The organism is Pseudomonas sp. zfem003 (assembly GCF_032621675.1).
GTDB classification, from domain to species: domain Bacteria; phylum Pseudomonadota; class Gammaproteobacteria; order Pseudomonadales; family Pseudomonadaceae; genus Metapseudomonas; species Metapseudomonas otitidis.
Map to the genome: position 1 here is coordinate 158,820 of NZ_JAVYJG010000007.1, position 16,182 is coordinate 175,001.

Genomic DNA, 16,182 nt, shown 5'->3' on the forward strand with positions numbered 1-16,182 from the left:
ACAGTATCCGGTACAGCCGAATTCGGCATTTGGGATTCTGTACTAGATGGCGCTCACGGACACAGCGGTACGTCAGGCCAAGCCGGCCGAGAAAGAATTCACCCTATCTGACGGCCAGGGGCTCGCCCTGGTCGTGCCTCCGCGCGCCAGTAAATACTGGGCGTTTCGTTTTTCCTGGCTGGGGAAACAGGCGCGGATCAGCCTCGGCACCTATCCCGAGGTGTCTCTGCGCGATGCGCGAGAGAAGCGGGACGAGTTCCGGGCCCTGGTCGCCCGGGGTGTGGACCCCCGGCAGCATCGCCGCGAGCAGCGCCACGCCCAGGCCGGTGCGGCGGCCAACACGTTTGAGGCCGTCGCCAATCGCTGGTGGGATTTTCGCGCGCCTCGGTTGACCGATGGGCGCAAAGGCAGCCGGGCCCAGTCTCGGCGCTACTTGGATAAGGATCTGATCCCGGTGCTCGGGCGTATGCAGATGACGGAAATCACCCGTGCCGACGTGCTGAGTGCAGTCCGGCGCGTGGAGGCGCGTGGCGCGTTGAACGTGGCTGAGAAGTGCCGGACCTGGCTGAACCAGATTTTCCGCTTCGCCATGGCTGAGGGGATCGTCGATCAGAACCCTGCCAGCGACCTGGACATCGTCGCGGTACCGCAGCCGCCGGTACGGCATAACCCGATCCTTCGGGAGGATGGGCTGCCCGAGCTGCTGCGCGCCTTGAGGCAGTACCAGGGGTCAATCGTGACGCGGGTGGGGATTCGCCTGCTGCTGCTGACGGGCGTGCGGACCATCGAATTACGGCAGGCGAGCTGGGATCAGTTCGACCTGGAGGAAGGTATCTGGCGGGTACCGGCGGAGGGGGTCAAGCAACTGCGGAGCCGTGTGCGGACCGAGGGGGACGACATCCCCCCGTACCTGGTACCGCTTTCGAGGCAGGCCATCGAGGCGCTGCGGGAGATCCGGCCCGTATCCGCCAAGTTCCCATACGTGCTGCCGGGGAGGAACGACCCCCGGCAGATGATCAGCGAGAACACCCTGAACGGCGCCATCAAGCGCATGGGCTTCAAGGGGCGGCTGACGGGGCACGGCCTGCGCGGGACGATCTCAACGGCCCTGAACGAGCAGGGCTTCAACCGCGACCACATCGAGGCCCAGCTCTCGCACGCCGATCCGAACAAGAGCCGGGACTCGTACAACCATGCGCAGTACATCACGCAGCGGCGCGAGATGATGCAGTGGTGGGCTGACCATCTTGATCGGCTGGAGGCTGATTCCGCTGACGGGCAGCCTGCAGGCGCTGGCGGCACCACTCGGTGATGTCGCTCTCGACCCAGGCCACAGCTCGGGCGCCGAGCTGGACCTGGGCCGGGAAGTCGCCGGCCTTGATCATCTCGTAGATCTTGGTGGTGCCCAGGGCCACGCGGCGGCGTACTTCGGGCAGGCGGATGTAGCGGATCTCGTCGTTGTCGTTCATCGTGTACTTCTCTCGGCCGGCGTTCCCGGCCTCTCCAATTCTGTGGATACCGGTCACGCGGCCTGGCGAACGGGCCAGGCGCCCATCGCGTCGTAGATGCGGTCGGCCAGGGACTCGTCCAGGGATACATCGTCAGGGATGGCGATCCAGCCCGAGGCCACCAGGTGCCTCGGGTTGCAGCCGGCCAGGTGGGCGCGGTAGTGCGCCTCGATCACCTCGGTGAGCTGCTCGGCACGGTAGATCCCCTGCGGGGCGACCTCAGTGTTTTTGACGTAGCGGTTGCCAGCCTGGTCGACGCACAGCGCGCTGATGTAGATGCACCAGGGGTGCGCCACATCGCACACCGCGTCGACCATCGGGCGGGAGCGGATCAACTTGGCCGTCTTCCAGTTCACCAGGTGCTGGCTGCCGGCCGGGTCGATGTTGACCACGGCGGCGTGGTTGGCTCGAACCAGGGCGCGGCAGTTGCGCTCCAGGCGCTGGCGACGGTTGTGAGGTTTGCGAGTGCTCATCTCAGGCGCTTCCCGGTGTTGAACTTGGCAGCCTTTTCGCTACAGCGGTGGGCTTGATTGCAGCTGCCATCTCAAGCATGCGGAGGTCATCGTCGGTTAGGTTGGGGCTTTCATCGGTGTCAGCGCTTGGCCCAAACAGCCGGTTGGCTTGCACGAAAGCCTCAAACGCTACTTGCAAATGCTCCCCGAGCGCTTTTCGCATCGTGTCGAAGTAGATTTCGAACTCAATTGCTTCCGCAGGCGTGAGCTTGAAGCCGATCTGATTGCGCCTTGACTTGTTGATCAAGTAGTTGATCTTGTTCACTTGGCACACTTTGCCTGCGACTTGAAGCGCGAGGCTTCGCTCCATTCGGCTCTTCACTTTGAACCAGTATGTTGAGCGTCGCTCTTCTTCGAGGCTATCGAGGGTCAGCCCGTGTCGTTCGAGCATCTTCTCCAGCATGCGTCGAGCATTGGTCTTCTCACCGCCGACGCCACGCTCCGCCAGTGCCTGGAGCTTCCGGAGCTTTGCTTGCAGTCTGTCATCCATGGCTCTTGTCCTCGGCCTTGGCCAGCTGCAGTTGCGGCACAGCCTCGAACAACGCGTCGAGCAGGGCCTCCACATTGCGTGGGTCGCACCAGTCCAGGCCCTGCGGATCGTTTTCGTACAGCCATGAACTCGCGGCTTTGCCCATGGCTTCGCGGAAGCCCTCCGGCATCACCGCCGCCCTCTGCTGTTCGGATGCAGGCGGGGTGGGGGCGGCGGTTGAGGTGCCGTCCAGCTTTATGGCGCCTTCCTCCGGGTACTCGTCCAGCCAGCAATAGAGTCCAGGCCCTGAATGACATTCGGCCCCACCAGTGGAGATGATGACTTCCTGGTCCAACTGCTCCTCGGTGTTGTCTGGCGCCAGGAACGACAAGGCTTCGCGGAGTTGATGGCCGTTGATGAGGATGCTGCAGTCTTTGTTGGTCATGCTGCGAGTCTCCGGTATTGATCGATCATGTCGCGGGCATTGGCAGAGATGAGGGCGTCGGCCTCGTCGGGGCAGACGCTGTTGCCGATGCCGCGCACCTGGTCGCGCTTGCTGAGGGGGCGCCATTCCAGTTCCCCGGTGAGGGGGTTCTCGAACAGGCCACGGTCGATGATGTAGTCGGGGCCGAAGCCCTGGGCGCTGGCCAGCTCGCGCGGGGTCAGCATGCGCAGGGTGATGTCCACCAGGACGTACCCGCCGATGAGGATCAGGTCCGCCTGGGTGGGGAACTGCTCCGGCAGGTAGCGGTGCATGAAAAGCGCGCAGCGGCGGGCCTTCTCCATCAGGTCCGGGGCGAGCAGATCGGCCGGAACCTGGGTGGTGGTGACCAGCCCGAGGCGGTCCCGCGTGGGGGCGGTGTGCATGGGCTCGTCGGCGGCCTGCCACTGCCCGCCGGTGCTGTAGTACTTCACCAGGAAGGCATTGACCATGCGCTGGTTGCACCCCGCCTGGGTGATGGTGGAGACGGGTTCGGCCATGCCGCGCCCAGCGCCGGTGTAGAACCCGCCATTGGCCTGGTCCATGAACGCCGACACCACCGCGTGGTGCCCGCCGCTGGTGGAGACGACCCCAAGCGGCGCCTGCAGCTCGCTGCCGACGCTGCCCTTGCGCAGGGTGACGATGTGGGCGGCGACCAGGGCGTGCTTGGTACCACCCGCCACCACCGTGCCCAGGGGCTTGTCGATGCCCGGGGCGCGTGGCGCTTGCCCCTCGCGCTCCCCGTACCCCACTTGGATCAGCGTAGGGGCTGCCATGGCGAAGTGTCCGCCCTTCACCTGGGCCACCTGAGTGCGCAGCGGCTCTGCCGCACTGAAGGTGCGCTGCCGGGAGGCGTTGGCGAACTCGGTGAGGAAGGGCGCGCCGGTTGCGGTACCGCCTTCAATGCCTGGCATCGCCTGGGCGGGTACCAGGAAGGGGCGGTCGGTGGCCATGACGTGTCGCCAGATGCCCTTCGCTACTCGTTTGCAGGTGTTCACCACCGGCTCCTTGTCGATGATGCTCGAGCCCAGGTCGGTGAAGTCCAGCACCTCGGCGACGACCTTCCACGGCTTCTGCTTGCCGGTGGGCGTCTTGTGGCAGGTCGGCGCCGGCCAGACGATGGGGCGGCCGTCGGTGCGCCCGATCATGTACAGGCGCTTGCGAGTGGTGCCGGCACCGGCGTTGGCAGCGATGCGCACCTGGTGCTCGACCTGGCAGCCCATGCCGCGCACCAGGGCAGCCTTTGGTACCCACTGACCGATGGCGTCGAGGATCTCGGGCATGTCCGGGTGATCCTCGGGCACGCCCGTGGTGAGCGCGGCCAGGAACGCCTCGAAGGTGCGCCCTTCCTCGGCCTTGATCGGGTAGCCCTCGGCGTCCAGCGGGCCCCATTTGCGGAACTCCTCGACGTTCTCCAGCAGGAACAGGCGCGGGCGGGTGGCATAGACCCAGCGCACCACCACCCACGCCAGGCTGCGGATATTGAGGTTGCGCGGCTTGCCGCCCTTGGCCTTGGAGAAATGCCGGCAGTCGGGCGAGGCCCACAGGATGCCCACCGGCTGGCCGCCGGTGGCGGCTACCGGGTCCACCTCGAACACGTCGCTGATGAAGTGACGGGTGTTCGGGTGGTTGGCGCGGTGGACGGCGATGGCCACCGGGTTGTGGTTGATGGCGATGTCCGGGTCGCGGTACGCGCGGCGCCCGCCCTCGCTGGCACCGCCGTGGCCGGCGAACAGATCGACGAACAACTCATGCCCCAGCGGCAGCGGGCGTGTCTGCGGGATGCGTTGGAAGGCGGTCATGCGTCACCTTCCTTCCACTGGGGTGCGCCCAGCTTTTTCGCGCCGCAGGCGCAGCTGTATACGCCGCGCTTGGATATGTGGACTGAGTTGCCGCTGATGCTCTGGCAAACCCGGTTGTGTTTGAAGGTCCAGCGGTGCCGGGTGGCGAGCGTGCAGGGTTTTATGTTCTCGGCCATCATTCGCCTCCCAAGCTCGGCTCGGCTGGATGCTCAGACTGGATGCGTTTGATCTCCTCGGTCGCGACTTCCCACCATTTGGCTCCATGGGCCAGGTATAGGGTCAGCATCCAGTGAACCACCGCAGCCTGTTCGTGCTCGGCCTTCGGGTTGATCTCGGCACCGCCGAGCCGCAGAACCTGCGCGATATGACCGCACCGGAAGTTGGGGCGGCCCAGTATCTGGAGCAAGTGCTCATCCATGTCTGGGATGGCGAAGACAGCCCGCTGCTGTTCGGGTGCAGGCGGGGTAGGTGTGTTCCGCAGCATCGCCTTCCATTGCGAGTCCGGGCATTCGCCGTAACCTTCCTCGTAGCGCTCATAGCTCGCGTGGAATGCCTCGCGCATTTCTGGCGTAGGCTCCATCGGCACGAGCTTCCACCCCTCTGGCACCCCAGCAGGAAGCGGAGCGGCCTCTGCTACCGCGTCAACCTCAAAGAAACGCCGCGTAAGGGCCGGCTGCGGGCCGGTGTAGCTGTCAGAGGGGCGGCAGTGCGGGCGGCCGCAGTTGTGCGCATACGGATCTCCGCAGAAGTCGGCGGCTTCGTGGTTCGCCTCGGCGGTGGCGATTTCCCGGGCGTGCGAGTAAGCCGCGGTGACCAAGGAGCGGGCGTGCGCGATGGAGTTGGCGAGCTGGACCAGGTTCGTCGCGAGCAGCAGCCCGGGGGTGTGCATGCTCTGGATGTTGAGCTTCATGCGCACCTCCGGCGGTGAGCCAGCAGCTGCTGCTCCATCAGGTGGCTGTGGTAGTGCATGGCGGCCTCGGCCGGGCTCCACGGGGTGATGGTGGCCGGGTGGGGCTCGATGCCCTCCAGGCACTCCCAGGGCGTGGAGTCGTCCGGCAGCAGGTCGCGTTTCTCGGTGGCGAGGGCGACCAGATCGGCATGGCGGATCTCCTCGGCGCCGAATTCCGGGTCGATGCCGAAGCGTTCACAGATCACCACGTGCATGGCCTTCTCGGCCTGGTGGTAGACCGACTCGAAGTGCCGGAGGGCGATGGCGCCCGGGGCGCTGGAGGCGCAGAGCGTGAGCTGCTCCAGGGAGGTGGTGAGGTTGCTGCGTGCCACCTTGCTGCTCAGGCTGCTGGCCACCAGGTCCACGATGTCGCGGGTCTGCTGGGGGAACTCCTTCAGCAACAGCTTCAGGGGCTGGATCACGTCGCCCAGGTACGCCTCAGCGGCGTCGTGGAGCAGGCCGGCCAGCTTGAGTTCATCCGGCAGCAGGGTGGCCACCAGCACCGAGTGCTGCGCCACGCTGTAGAAGCTGCGGGTGTGGCCGCCGAACCGGCACAGGTTGCCGAGGGCGTGGCTGATGTCGCTGGTATGGACGGCGTGCGCAGCGGGCGCGGCCAGGTCCATCTTCCGGCCGGAGTGGGTGAGCATCCAGTTCATCACTGGCCTCCTTCTACGAGGTCAATGCGGTTCATGTCGTCCTCGGTCAGGTTTTCACCGAGGCGGATGTTTTCGTCGATGCTGAGGGCGGTGGTTATCACGGACAGGGTGTCGAGCAGGTCGTGCTTGTCCCAGTGGCCGTGCTCGTCCACCGCGTCGTTCTTCCAGCAGTGGCAGAAGCGGTCTTGAGGCACGACGCGGGTAACGGGGCGGTTGTAGCCCACGCAGATGAATGAGCCGCCGTCTGTGGCGATGACGTTCTGCAGCGGTGCGCAATCAAGGTTGCGCGGGCAGGTTTCCGACTGGCTCATGCTGCACGCTCCTGCTCGACCGCCTCGACCGCCTCGACCGCCTCGGCGGCATCAAGGGCCTCGTTCACGCGCTGGGCCAGGCGTTTGCACTGGTCGTGGGCGGTGCGGGCCTGGGCGGCGACGTTCTCCGCGTCGATGCGAAATGCCATGTCTTCCAGCAGGCTCAGTTGGCCGGCCACCTTCATCAGCCAGCTGGCGTCCTCGCGGGTGAGCGGGTTGGAGCGGCGGGCGTAGTGGGCGATTCGTTGGTCGGCGTCCTGCATCACCGCCTCCAGGCGCTCGCGTGAGGCCTTGGCGGCTTCGGCCAGTTGCTGCTCGGTGGCTTTGCGGTCGGCGGCGTGCTTGGCACGCAGGCTGGCCATGTCTTCGTGCAGGGCCTCGAAGCGCAGGCTGGCCTGCTGCTGGGCGTCTTGGTAGCCGGCTTCGTAGCCTTTGGATTCGGCCTTGCGGTGGAGGCAGACGGCGCTCCAGAACATCGAGGCGGCGATGATCAGGCCGATGATGGCCAGCAGGATGAGGTCGAGGTCGGTCGGTTGCATGTGCTGTGTCTCCGGGTAGGTGCCCGGCGCCGGGAATGGTTGTCAGAGTCCGGCGGCCGGGGCTTGAACGGGTTACTTGATCAGCTGGAACTCGCCGAGGGTCAGCGGGATGCCATCACCCAGCTGCTCGTGCAGGACGCGCTTGAAGTCCTGCGCGATGGCCTCGCGCTGCGACTCCTCGCCCACCCAGCGCAGCTTGAGGATGGGGGCATTGCTGCCGGTGAGGACCGACAGGCGCAGCACGATGGTGACCGGGGGCAGGCCGTCGTAGGGCACGGCCTCGAAGGTGAAGCCGGTGGGGAGCACCTCCAGGCTGCGGGCCTCGATGGCGTCCATCTGGCTGCGGGAGGCGGAGAAGTCGCCCACCTCACTGGTGCTCGACTTCTTCGAGTCGATGGTCATGCGGCGGATGCCGTTGATTGCCTGGAGCAGCGGCAGCTCCTCCTCACCCATGAGGGCAGTGAGGTGCTGCTGCCAATCCTCCAGCCACTCGGCCAGGTCCTGCTGGCTCAGGGGGTTGCCCACCGTTTTGGTCAGGGAGCGGAAGGCGGCGGTTGCCTTGAGCGCCAGGGTGGCGGTGTCGTCACCGTGGCCTGGCTCGTCGATGGTGCCCAGGTTGAAGATGATGATGCTGCTCATGTTGTCCTGGTCGACGAAGCCGGCCGGGGCGTTTTCCTCGGCGGCAGCGGCGTGGCGCTTCACGTACTCGGCGAAGTCCGCGATGGAGTGGGTCGCCATGCGGCCCCGGAAGCGGTAGCGGTGCAGTTCGTGCGGCTCCAGGTTGTGCAGGCGCACCGCCTCCGGCAGCACGGCCAGGCTCGCGCCGTGGGGGAAGTCGATTTTGGCCTGGGCGGCGGTCAGAGCGTTGCCCAGGATGAGGTCGAGGGTGTCTTTGGTGAGCATGTGCATTTCCTTGTGGCGTCAGAGTGGTGGTGCGGTTGATCAGGTGCGCGGGGTGACCGGCGTGTCTTCGCGCTGGAACAGCTGGTCCGTAGGGTTGGTCATGAACAGCTGCAGGCCGTCCGGGGTGACGTACAGCGGCGTATCGAGGGTGGTGTCCTCGCGGCGCTTGCCCCGCTTGGTGGGCTCGACGAAGTCCAGGGTGTGGGTGACGTTGACCTGGTGGCTCTGAGCGATCTGCTTGAGCTTGAAGGTGACCACGACCTGGCCTTGCTTGCCGTACTCCACGCAGCCGGCGGCAACGTTGGAGAGGGCCTGCCCGAGCTGCTGGGCGAACACCCCGGCGTTGAGGGACTGGAGGAATTCGGATGCGTCGGTGGGTTTCATGTGCTGTGCCTCTTGGTTGTACGTCGTCAGAGTTGCCCGGATCGGCCGGGCGCCGGTCAGGCCACCTGGCTCGATTGCGCGTCGAGCCAGTTGGCCAGGTCCTGCAGCCGCACCCAGGGCTTGGCCAGCCGTGAGGGGCTGTGCTTGTAGGTGGGCAGGTTCACCTTCCCGCCGGCGATCAGCTTGCGCAGGTGCTTGTCCGTCTTGATGTGCGGGAAGTAGTGCTCCCTGACCGTGGTCAGGGGCAGGCTGGTGGCCTTCCACTGGACCAACAGCTGGTCGAGGGTGGTTTTCATCAGGCGCAGACCCTCTTGAGGTGATCCTTGCGGGCGGCCTCGATCAGCTCCTTGCCGCGATGCTCGAAGGCGTTCTCGGCCAGCGCGAGGAAACGGTCCGATTCTTCCCAGCTCACCAGGCCCAGCGCCCTGGCTAAGGCTGCCGCGCCATAGCAGCGAGACACCGAGTAATTGAGCATGAAGTCGTTCGTCGCGGAGCGGACGGCCTGCGCCTGTTCGAGCAGCGCGTTGTGGGTGGGGGAAGTGATCACGCCTGCCCCCTTGCCAGTTGGCTCTGCAGGAGGGTCACGGTGGTGCTGACGGTGGGGCCGTTGACCATCGCGAGCAGCTGGCGGTTGGGGCCGATGATCAGGGCGCCGTAGGGGCGCTCCGGGTCGGTGGTCAGGGTCACGTAGGGCACGTAGCCGATGGGGGTGGCCTCGACCAGGCGGGTGAATAGCTCGACGAGTTCGGTGGTGCGGTTCATGCGGCGTCGTCCGTGTGCTGTGTGATGGTGATGCCGAGCTGGGTGGCGAGCCAGGCGATGCCCTGCTCGGTGACCATCAGCACGGCGTAGTGCCGGTAGCTGCGGGTGGCTTCGACCCAGCGCGAGCGCGGGTCCATGAACAGGCGGCCGCCACCGATGTGACGGGCAGCCAGGCTGCCGTCACGGTTGAGTGCGCGGGTTTCGCGCAGGTGGTTGCGCAGGGTGCTCTCGCGGATGCCCAGCACCTGGGCAGCCTCGCGGATCGTCCGGTTCATGACGGCTGCCCTCAGGCTGCGCGGCGGTGGCGCATCAGGCGCGAGATGGCGCTGTCGACCTGGTCGTACAGCGCTTCCAGGGTGCCGTTGTTCTCGATCACGTAGTCACTGGAGTACCGGCGCACGCCGGCCTCGGTGGGGTGATCGCTGACTGGGCTGACCCCGGGCCGGCTGATGTGGAAGATGACGCCGCCGTTACTGCGCACCCAGTCGGCTTCCATCTCCAGGCGAACATCGCTGATCACCACGCCCTTCATGGCCTGGTCGTGCTCGGCGAGTAGTTGCAGGTTCTGCTCAGCCAGCAGCAGCCAGACGTGCGGATGAACCATCTCCCGGCCCCACTCGGTGCCGAGCAGCTGCATCAGCTCGCGCGGGGATTTGCCCAGCCAGGGCAGCGGCAGCTCCTTCTCGGCGCCGTCCAACTGGGCGGCGGTGAGGTGGAACATCGAGGCGATGGCCTGCTTGAACGGGTCGGCGAAGGCGTAGGTGATGAGGGTGAGGTGTGCTGCCAGGTAGCGGGCGACGGTGTCTTTGCCCGCGCGGGCGTGGCCAGCAAGGCCGATCAGGATCTGGCTCATGCTGCGTCACCCCCGAACGGGCCGCTGTTGCCTTGGTCGGTGACGACGAAGCGGCGGCCTTCAGTGTGGGCGGGCAGGTAGTTCACTGCGCCGGTGGCGAAGTGGAAGTGGGCGTGAGGGTTCTGCAGTTGAGCCTTGCCGCCATGGATCACCACCAGTTGGCCGGTGGCCTGCTGGATGGTACGAACGGCATCAGGGTTGGTGGTGCAAGCCGGGTGCAGGAGCACCGGGCAGCGGGTGTGCTGTGTCGATTGCATGTCGCGTACTCCAGGGGGTAGTCAGAGTGGGTACGCGACAGACAATACATTTGTGAATATTGCAGGTCAATTCATTTGTGAATTGATCTTGGTCCTACGTCGTCGATTCATCCATGAGCCTGTGACGACGCCGCAAATCTCCGTCCCTTCCGGTACGTGAATGATGCGATTGGGGAAGTCCGGGTTGAGCGCAAGGAGGAAGGTGCCCTCCTCAGTAACTTGCAGCCGCTTGAACGTTGCCTGGCCGTCCGGTGTGCGGGCGACGATGTCATCGTCGTGCATAGGTTCAATGCTGGGCTCAACAAGAATCAGCTCGCCTGGGCGGTAGTCGGGGGACATGCTTGTCCCCCGAACTTCAAGGCAGAACGCGCCTTTACTATGGGGGAATGGGCAGTCAAGCCATTCCTCCGCGTAGCCTGGTTCGAACAAATCAATCGCCTCACTTAGGGCGCCTGCCTGCACCCAAGAAATCCGAGGGACGCGGCCTTTGATATCTGGGCCGGTAACTACGTTCTCGTCGAACTCGTTGGCTAGTTTGCCAGCCAGCAGCGCGGCCGAGTCCACGCCTAGGGCCTTCGCCAGCTTGTTGACGTTGTCGATTCGTGGGCTCTTCGCATCGCCCGCCAGGATGCGATGGGTGGTCGGCTGGGGCACGCCTGAACGGCGTGCGAGTTCTCCCTCGGACCATCCATGTTCCTTGAGCTTTTCAGTGAGCAGGCGGCCAATGAGCTGCCCTGAGACTGCCATGCGATAGAGGCTCCGTATTCCTAAATGAATAATTCAGGATTGTATTGTCTGGCCCTACTCATCTGCGTATTATGGCTGTCGATTCATTTGTGAATTGAAAGGGTCTGCCATGACCATCCGAGAAATGCTTTCCGCACTCCGAGACGCTGGGCTTTCCCAGCAACAGATTGGCGACTTGGCCGGAGTCAGCCAGCCGACGATTTGCCGGGCTGTTCGGGGTTCTGACCTCAAATATGAGATCGGCAAGAAGATCGAACAGCTCTACCTCCGCAGCGTTCCGCAGGGGCGTGCTGAGGAAAACTCCAAAGCCTTGCCAACGAGTAGGGCTTGAAGGGAGCCGGCGCGGGACTCTGACCTCCCGCGCCGGCTGGGTGCCAGTCAAGGGCTCTGACCCCCTTGGTCTGGCTTACGACGACACAGCACATGCATCGGTCGTGGTCATAGAGTAGGGCGCGCCTTGCTCGATGGCTACACCGTAACGGAGCCATTTACGGTTATGAGCCGCATTGACCTCTTGCCGGACGCCGGTCCGGTGTTCTCCCTCCGCCAGGCGCTGTACCGCGCCGGGCGCGACTACAAGGGCGGGTTGACCGCCCTTGCCCATGAACTGGCGATGGACCAGGACACCCTCCAGAAGAAGCTGAAATTCACCGAGGAACGCCGCTGGCTGACCCCGGACGAGATGGAGGAAGTCATCGCTGCCACCCGCGACCCTCGATTGCTGGACGCCCTGATGCGGCCGGCCGGCGCGGTGTGGTACCGGCCCGAGCCGGTGACGGCGACCCACGAAGCCCTCAAGGCCGTGGGCGCGCTGCTGCAGAAAGAGGGTGAGTTTGTCGGCAGCCTGCACGCGGGCGCGGCAGACAACCGCTGGCAGCGCCATGAAGTGGCCGAACTGGAGTACCACGGCCACCAAGTGATCCGCGCGGTGCTGGGCATCATGGCCGGTGCTCGGGCGGCGATGGAGGGGGATGACCTCGATGAATGAGCGCTTCCTCGAAATCGTGCAGGCCGCCCAGGAAGAGGCCCTGCAACACCGCATCGACAACCGCGTGCGCTACCAGGGCGAGAGTGCCGAGGAGTGCGACGACTGCGGACAGGAGATCCCCAAAGCGCGCCGTGAGGCGGTACCGGGGTGCCGACTGTGCGTCCAGTGCCAGGGCTTCGCGGAGCGCAAGGCATGCCGGTGACTCTCCCTGCCTCTGACGCTCCTCTTTCCGAATGGGCCGAGGCCTACATCAATCACTACGGGCTGGCACTGGTGCCGATCCCTCCGGGCGAGAAGGCCCCGAAGGGGGAGGGCTGGAACCAGCCCGGCGGCTATTTCACCGACGCCGAGCAGGCGCGGGCCTTCTGGCAGAAAAGGCCGAAGTTCAACATGGGCGCGGTGCTGGGCCCGGGGCGGGTGTGCTCGCTGGACGTGGATGACGTGCAGTGGACCCGGCACGTGCTGTTCGACCAGCTGGGCCTCGATCTGGATGCGATGGCGCTGGTGTTCCCGACTGTGGTGGGGAACCCGGCGCGCTTCCGCATCCTGTTCCGGGTACCGGATGGCGTCGAGCTCACCCGCCACTCGCTGAGCTGGCCGAATGAGAAGGACCCGGACGGCAAGCAACTCCGCCGGGCGATGGCGTTGGCGAAGGCTGCGAAGGCCGAGGGCAACAAGGAAGCCGAGGCAGCCGCGCGCACGTTGGCGGATGGCTTCAAGCCCTTCACGGTGTTCGAGCTGCGGGCGGGCCTGGTCCAGGACGTGCTGCCGCCCTCGATCCACCCGGGTACCGGCAAGCCCTACACCTGGCGCACGCCTCCAGGCGAGGTGCTGCCTGAGCTGACCCCGGAACTGCTGGCCATCTGGAACAACTGGGATGCGTTCAAGCGCGACGCGGAGGCTGCCTGCCCGTGGCGCCCGGTGCCGAAGGCGAAGCCGAAGAAGGAGGCCAAGCGGCCGGCGGCGAAGCCCGGCAGCGGCGCCTCGGTGATCGAGGCCTTCAACCAGGCCCACGATGTGGAAAGCCTGCTGGAGTCCCACGGGTACGAGCGGCGTGGCAGGAAGTACCTGTGCCCGCAGAGCAGCACCGGCCTGCCGGGCATTACCATCAGCGAGGGCAAGATGTTCTCGCACCACGGCTCCGATCCGCTGGCCAATGGGCACCAGAACGATGCGTTCGATGTGTTCTGCATCCTCGAGCACAACGGGGATCAGGGCGCGGCGGTGAAGGCTGCAGCGCGCATCCTGGGCATCGACCACAAGGCGACCCCTCGGGCACCTGAACCGCCGCCCCTGGGCGATCTGCCGCCGGTGAGCGAGTACGCGGAGCAGCTCGGCCCCGAGGGTGAACTTCCCCCAGCCCCATCCGATGAGGATGGCGACGATGCGCCAGGCGGCTCCGACGACGACGGGGGGGAGGGGGAGACCCTGACGCTGGCCAAGCTGCTGCGGCGCTATGCCCTGGTGGAGGGCACGACCCATGTGTGGGACGTGGACAAGGCGCGCAAGCTCAAGCGCGCGGCGTTCGAGGCTCACGTGGGCAAAGACCTGTTCAAGGAGTGGGCCGCCGTCATCGATCCGAAGCGGAAGAAGCGCATCAGCGAGGACCAGGTCAAAGAGATCGAAGACGCTCGCAAGATGGCGGGCAAGAAGGTCGACGCCCTCGGCATGGCGCCCCTGATCCGCTACGTGTACATCGACGGCACGAAGGACGTGTGGGACTACGCGAAGAAGAGGCGCATCCCCGAGGGTGCCGTGAAGATGGCCCTGGGCGACGCCTATGGGCTTTGGCTGAACAGCGCGGAGCGGCGGGTGGTGGACGTGGAGCACATCACGTTCGACCCGACCATGACGGTGGACCCGAAGGTCTATATCAACACGTTCGAGGGCCTGCCCCTGGAGCCGGTACGCGATGACGCGGCCTGCGAGAACCTGCGCTGGCTGGTGAGCTTCCTCTGTAACCATGCTGCCGAGGCGACTACCTGGCTGACCCGCTGGCTGGCCTACCCGCTGCAGCACACCGGGGCGAAGTTGGATACGGCGGTGCTGATGCACAGCATCACCGAGGGCTCGGGCAAGTCCCTGCTGTTCTCGGTGGTGATGGGCGCCATCTACGGGCGCTACGCGGCGACGGTGGGGCAGACCCAGCTGGAAGGGAACTTCAACGCCTGGCAGAGCGGGAAGCTGTGGGCGGTGTTCGAGGAAGTCGTCAGCCGGGACCAGCGCTACAACCAGGTCGGCAAGATCAAGCAACTGATCACCGGCCAGACGGTTCGCATCGAGTCGAAGTTCGTGAACGGCTGGGAGGAAGCCAGCCACATGAATGCGGTGTTCCTCTCGAACGAGATCATGCCGTGGCCGATTGCCGAGGGGGATCGACGTTTCCTGGTCATGTGGCCCGAGGCGAAGCTGCCGGCCGACCGCCAGGTGGCGATCAAGAAGGAGTTGGCGAACGGCGGTGTGGCGGCGTTCTACGCCTGGCTGCTTAACGTGGACCTCGGCGACTTCGATGAACAGACCAAGCCTCCGGTGACGCCGGCCCGGGAGCGCCTGGTGGCGCTGTCGCGGGCGACCTGGCAGACGTTCCTGCACCTGTGGCAGGTGGGCGACCTGGGGCAGGGCCTGTGGGCGCCATGCCTGTCCAGCGACCTCTATGCGCTGTTCCTGGAGTGGTGCCAGCGGAACAAAGAACACTCGATGAGCCACACGAAGTTCTCGCTGTTCATCAGCGCTGAGGTGGAGAAGACGCGGCCCATCCCCTGGACGGATGGCAACACGCGGCGCTTCGGCGCCTTCTTCTTCCCCACGGCCAAGGACGCCTCTTCCCCGCCCCCATCTGTCTCGTCGGCAGCGTTGGGTAAGCAGGTCGAGGAGTGGCGGCGTTTGGCCAAGCTCGCCGGCTGGTCGGTGGAGGCGTGGGACCACGTCAAGGCGGCTGCAGCATGAGTGCGCGTGCATGTGTGTTGGGTGTGTTGGGTTGGTGTCGGGTTGGTTCTGGTAACCCAACACAACCGGAACCCCCTAACGGCGGGCGTTCTGGCGGTCTGTGTCGGGTGTGTTGGGTTTTCACGCGCGCGGGCGCGTGCGCGCAGTTTTCCTGCGTTATCCAACCCACTCAGGGCGATGCGTTTTTTTCTACATGCGAGGACCGAAAAACCCAACAAACCCAACACACCCCACACAACTATATGCAATGCATTGTTTTTAAAGGGTTTTGTGTGTGTTGGGTGTGTGTTGGGTTGGCGGTTTTTGTGTTGGGTTGGGTTTTCGGCTGGGGGGCGGGCGCATGATTGAGGCAATTGAGGTGCTGTTGATGCACTGGGGCGAGGAGCTGCGCACCAACGGCTCGGCCGGTGGCCTGGGCAGCATGCTCGGGACGGTGATGGAGTACGGAGGCTGCGCGCCCCGTGGCGGCGTGAAGGGCAGCCGGGAGCTGCTGGCCGGCTCCGGGCCGGACTACGTGGCCGAGGAAGTGCAGGCGGGGCTGTGTGCGCTCGCGGGCTCTGACGATGCCGAGAAGCTGATGCGCCTGGCCGAGGTGCGTTACCGCGCAGAGCCGCGCCTGAGCATCAGTGAGCAGGCGGACGTGCTGGACCTGGGCCGAGGTGCCCGAGGCAGCAGCGCCTACTACCGGCTGCTGGATCGGCTGCACGAACGGCTGCAGGTGGAACTGCTGGCCCGCCAGCAGCGCCTCAAGGCGAGGCGGCGCGAGTCGGGGAGGGAGGGTGCCCGGCATCGGGCGATGGCTATCAAGCAGGCCAAGGCGGCGCACCAGGCACGCGGTAGCGACCTGTTCAAGGGTGGCAGCCGATGACCGCTCGTCGGGTCACTCGGCGCCGGTCGGCGCCCGTCAGGCTCCAGTCGGCGCCGTAGCGGTTCTACCGATAACGAGGGGTTTTCGGTTTGAAAATCGGCAGGTACAACGTAGGCACGATTTGAGATTTGCGCCTAGCGCAGACAGAGCGCACGTGCTGTGTGCGACACCCACCAGGCCCCCAGCCTGGACTGCGAGCCCCGCCATGTGCGGGGCTTTCTTTTTCCGGCCTTTGGCCAGCAGGGAG

General features: G+C 65.5%; 24 protein-coding genes. 6 read left to right on the top strand and 18 right to left on the bottom strand.

Annotated features, from left to right (window positions below; genetic code table 11):
- Positions 1 to 46 precede the first annotated feature (46 nt).
- Positions 47 to 1,312 carry a tyrosine-type recombinase/integrase gene (locus RTK35_RS17610; protein ID WP_316908605.1) on the top strand — a complete coding sequence of 422 codons (1,266 nt, stop codon included), beginning with the start codon at positions 47 to 49 and terminating at the stop codon, positions 1,310 to 1,312.
- On the opposite strand, the gene RTK35_RS17615 is transcribed toward RTK35_RS17610, so the two are convergent.
- The 18 genes from RTK35_RS17615 to RTK35_RS17700 form a co-directional block, all read right to left on the bottom strand.
- On the bottom strand, positions 1,206 to 1,469 hold the full coding sequence (locus RTK35_RS17615) for a helix-turn-helix transcriptional regulator (RefSeq protein ID WP_316908606.1): 264 nt from the start codon (positions 1,467 to 1,469) through the stop codon (positions 1,206 to 1,208). The genes RTK35_RS17610 and RTK35_RS17615 overlap by 107 nt on opposite strands.
- A gap of 53 nt (positions 1,470 to 1,522) precedes the next feature.
- Positions 1,523 to 1,981, bottom strand: coding sequence for a hypothetical protein (locus tag RTK35_RS17620; RefSeq protein ID WP_316908607.1), 459 nt, complete (start codon positions 1,979 to 1,981; stop codon positions 1,523 to 1,525).
- 1 nt (position 1,982) lies between these two features.
- Positions 1,983 to 2,510: a hypothetical protein gene (locus tag RTK35_RS17625; protein ID WP_316908608.1), complete on the bottom strand. Its 528-nt coding sequence runs from the start codon at positions 2,508 to 2,510 to the stop codon at positions 1,983 to 1,985.
- The gene (locus RTK35_RS17630; protein WP_316908609.1) at positions 2,503 to 2,934 is read right to left on the bottom strand and encodes a hypothetical protein; all 432 of its coding nucleotides are present in this window, start codon (positions 2,932 to 2,934) and stop codon (positions 2,503 to 2,505) included. The genes RTK35_RS17625 and RTK35_RS17630 overlap by 8 nt, the downstream gene beginning before the upstream one ends.
- The gene (locus RTK35_RS17635) at positions 2,931 to 4,772 is read right to left on the bottom strand and encodes a DNA cytosine methyltransferase (RefSeq protein WP_316908610.1); all 1,842 of its coding nucleotides are present in this window, start codon (positions 4,770 to 4,772) and stop codon (positions 2,931 to 2,933) included. The genes RTK35_RS17630 and RTK35_RS17635 overlap by 4 nt, the downstream gene beginning before the upstream one ends.
- Before the next feature lie 175 nt (positions 4,773 to 4,947).
- Positions 4,948 to 5,682 (bottom strand): hypothetical protein, encoded by a 735-nt coding sequence (locus tag RTK35_RS17640; protein ID WP_316908611.1) that lies wholly within the window; start codon positions 5,680 to 5,682, stop codon positions 4,948 to 4,950.
- The gene (locus RTK35_RS17645; RefSeq protein WP_316908612.1) at positions 5,679 to 6,377 is read right to left on the bottom strand and encodes a phosphohydrolase; all 699 of its coding nucleotides are present in this window, start codon (positions 6,375 to 6,377) and stop codon (positions 5,679 to 5,681) included. Before RTK35_RS17645 ends, RTK35_RS17640 begins: the two co-directional genes overlap by 4 nt.
- Positions 6,377 to 6,688 carry a hypothetical protein gene (locus RTK35_RS17650; RefSeq protein WP_236215318.1) on the bottom strand — a complete coding sequence of 104 codons (312 nt, stop codon included), beginning with the start codon at positions 6,686 to 6,688 and terminating at the stop codon, positions 6,377 to 6,379. Before RTK35_RS17650 ends, RTK35_RS17645 begins: the two co-directional genes overlap by 1 nt.
- A complete protein-coding gene (locus RTK35_RS17655; protein WP_316908613.1) occupies positions 6,685 to 7,227 on the bottom strand; it encodes a hypothetical protein in 543 nt (180 codons plus the stop codon). The genes RTK35_RS17650 and RTK35_RS17655 overlap by 4 nt, the downstream gene beginning before the upstream one ends.
- A gap of 72 nt (positions 7,228 to 7,299) precedes the next feature.
- Positions 7,300 to 8,130, bottom strand: a complete 831-nt coding sequence (locus tag RTK35_RS17660) for a DUF2303 family protein (protein ID WP_282886058.1) — start codon at positions 8,128 to 8,130, stop codon at positions 7,300 to 7,302.
- 39 nt (positions 8,131 to 8,169) lie between these two features.
- Positions 8,170 to 8,514, bottom strand: coding sequence for a hypothetical protein (locus RTK35_RS17665; RefSeq protein WP_236215315.1), 345 nt, complete (start codon positions 8,512 to 8,514; stop codon positions 8,170 to 8,172).
- Between the two features lie 56 nt (positions 8,515 to 8,570).
- A complete protein-coding gene (locus RTK35_RS17670; RefSeq protein ID WP_074968296.1) occupies positions 8,571 to 8,810 on the bottom strand; it encodes a pyocin activator PrtN family protein in 240 nt (79 codons plus the stop codon).
- Positions 8,810 to 9,061, bottom strand: a complete 252-nt coding sequence (locus RTK35_RS17675) for a hypothetical protein (RefSeq protein WP_282886055.1) — start codon at positions 9,059 to 9,061, stop codon at positions 8,810 to 8,812. The genes RTK35_RS17670 and RTK35_RS17675 overlap by 1 nt, the downstream gene beginning before the upstream one ends.
- Positions 9,058 to 9,276, bottom strand: coding sequence for a hypothetical protein (locus RTK35_RS17680; protein ID WP_316908614.1), 219 nt, complete (start codon positions 9,274 to 9,276; stop codon positions 9,058 to 9,060). The genes RTK35_RS17675 and RTK35_RS17680 overlap by 4 nt, the downstream gene beginning before the upstream one ends.
- Complete coding sequence (locus RTK35_RS17685) at positions 9,273 to 9,551, bottom strand: hypothetical protein (RefSeq protein ID WP_074968290.1); 279 nt, start codon at positions 9,549 to 9,551, stop codon at positions 9,273 to 9,275. The genes RTK35_RS17680 and RTK35_RS17685 overlap by 4 nt, the downstream gene beginning before the upstream one ends.
- Before the next feature lie 11 nt (positions 9,552 to 9,562).
- The gene (locus RTK35_RS17690) at positions 9,563 to 10,129 is read right to left on the bottom strand and encodes a deoxynucleotide monophosphate kinase (RefSeq protein ID WP_316908615.1); all 567 of its coding nucleotides are present in this window, start codon (positions 10,127 to 10,129) and stop codon (positions 9,563 to 9,565) included.
- A complete protein-coding gene (locus tag RTK35_RS17695) occupies positions 10,126 to 10,386 on the bottom strand; it encodes a hypothetical protein (protein WP_165669735.1) in 261 nt (86 codons plus the stop codon). The genes RTK35_RS17690 and RTK35_RS17695 overlap by 4 nt, the downstream gene beginning before the upstream one ends.
- A 66-nt stretch (positions 10,387 to 10,452) precedes the next feature.
- Entirely contained in the window at positions 10,453 to 11,133 is a 681-nt protein-coding gene (locus RTK35_RS17700; RefSeq protein ID WP_316908616.1) for a LexA family protein, read from the bottom strand.
- Positions 11,134 to 11,242: 109 nt separating this feature from the next.
- Here RTK35_RS17700 and RTK35_RS17705 point away from each other — a divergent pair, with 109 nt between their 5' ends.
- The 5 genes from RTK35_RS17705 to RTK35_RS17725 all read left to right on the top strand — a co-directional run bounded on the left by RTK35_RS17705 (position 11,243) and on the right by RTK35_RS17725 (position 15,935).
- Positions 11,243 to 11,464: a hypothetical protein gene (locus RTK35_RS17705; RefSeq protein WP_316908617.1), complete on the top strand. Its 222-nt coding sequence runs from the start codon at positions 11,243 to 11,245 to the stop codon at positions 11,462 to 11,464.
- A 165-nt stretch (positions 11,465 to 11,629) separates the two neighbouring features.
- Positions 11,630 to 12,121 (top strand): phage regulatory CII family protein, encoded by a 492-nt coding sequence (locus RTK35_RS17710; RefSeq protein ID WP_165669766.1) that lies wholly within the window; start codon positions 11,630 to 11,632, stop codon positions 12,119 to 12,121.
- Positions 12,105 to 12,323: a TraR/DksA C4-type zinc finger protein gene (locus tag RTK35_RS17715; RefSeq protein WP_410478686.1), complete on the top strand. Its 219-nt coding sequence runs from the start codon at positions 12,105 to 12,107 to the stop codon at positions 12,321 to 12,323. Before RTK35_RS17710 ends, RTK35_RS17715 begins: the two co-directional genes overlap by 17 nt.
- Positions 12,314 to 15,067 (top strand): bifunctional DNA primase/polymerase, encoded by a 2,754-nt coding sequence (locus tag RTK35_RS17720; protein ID WP_316908618.1) that lies wholly within the window; start codon positions 12,314 to 12,316, stop codon positions 15,065 to 15,067. Before RTK35_RS17715 ends, RTK35_RS17720 begins: the two co-directional genes overlap by 10 nt.
- A 340-nt stretch (positions 15,068 to 15,407) precedes the next feature.
- Positions 15,408 to 15,935, top strand: coding sequence for a hypothetical protein (locus RTK35_RS17725; protein ID WP_279801266.1), 528 nt, complete (start codon positions 15,408 to 15,410; stop codon positions 15,933 to 15,935).
- Positions 15,936 to 16,182 lie beyond the last annotated feature (247 nt).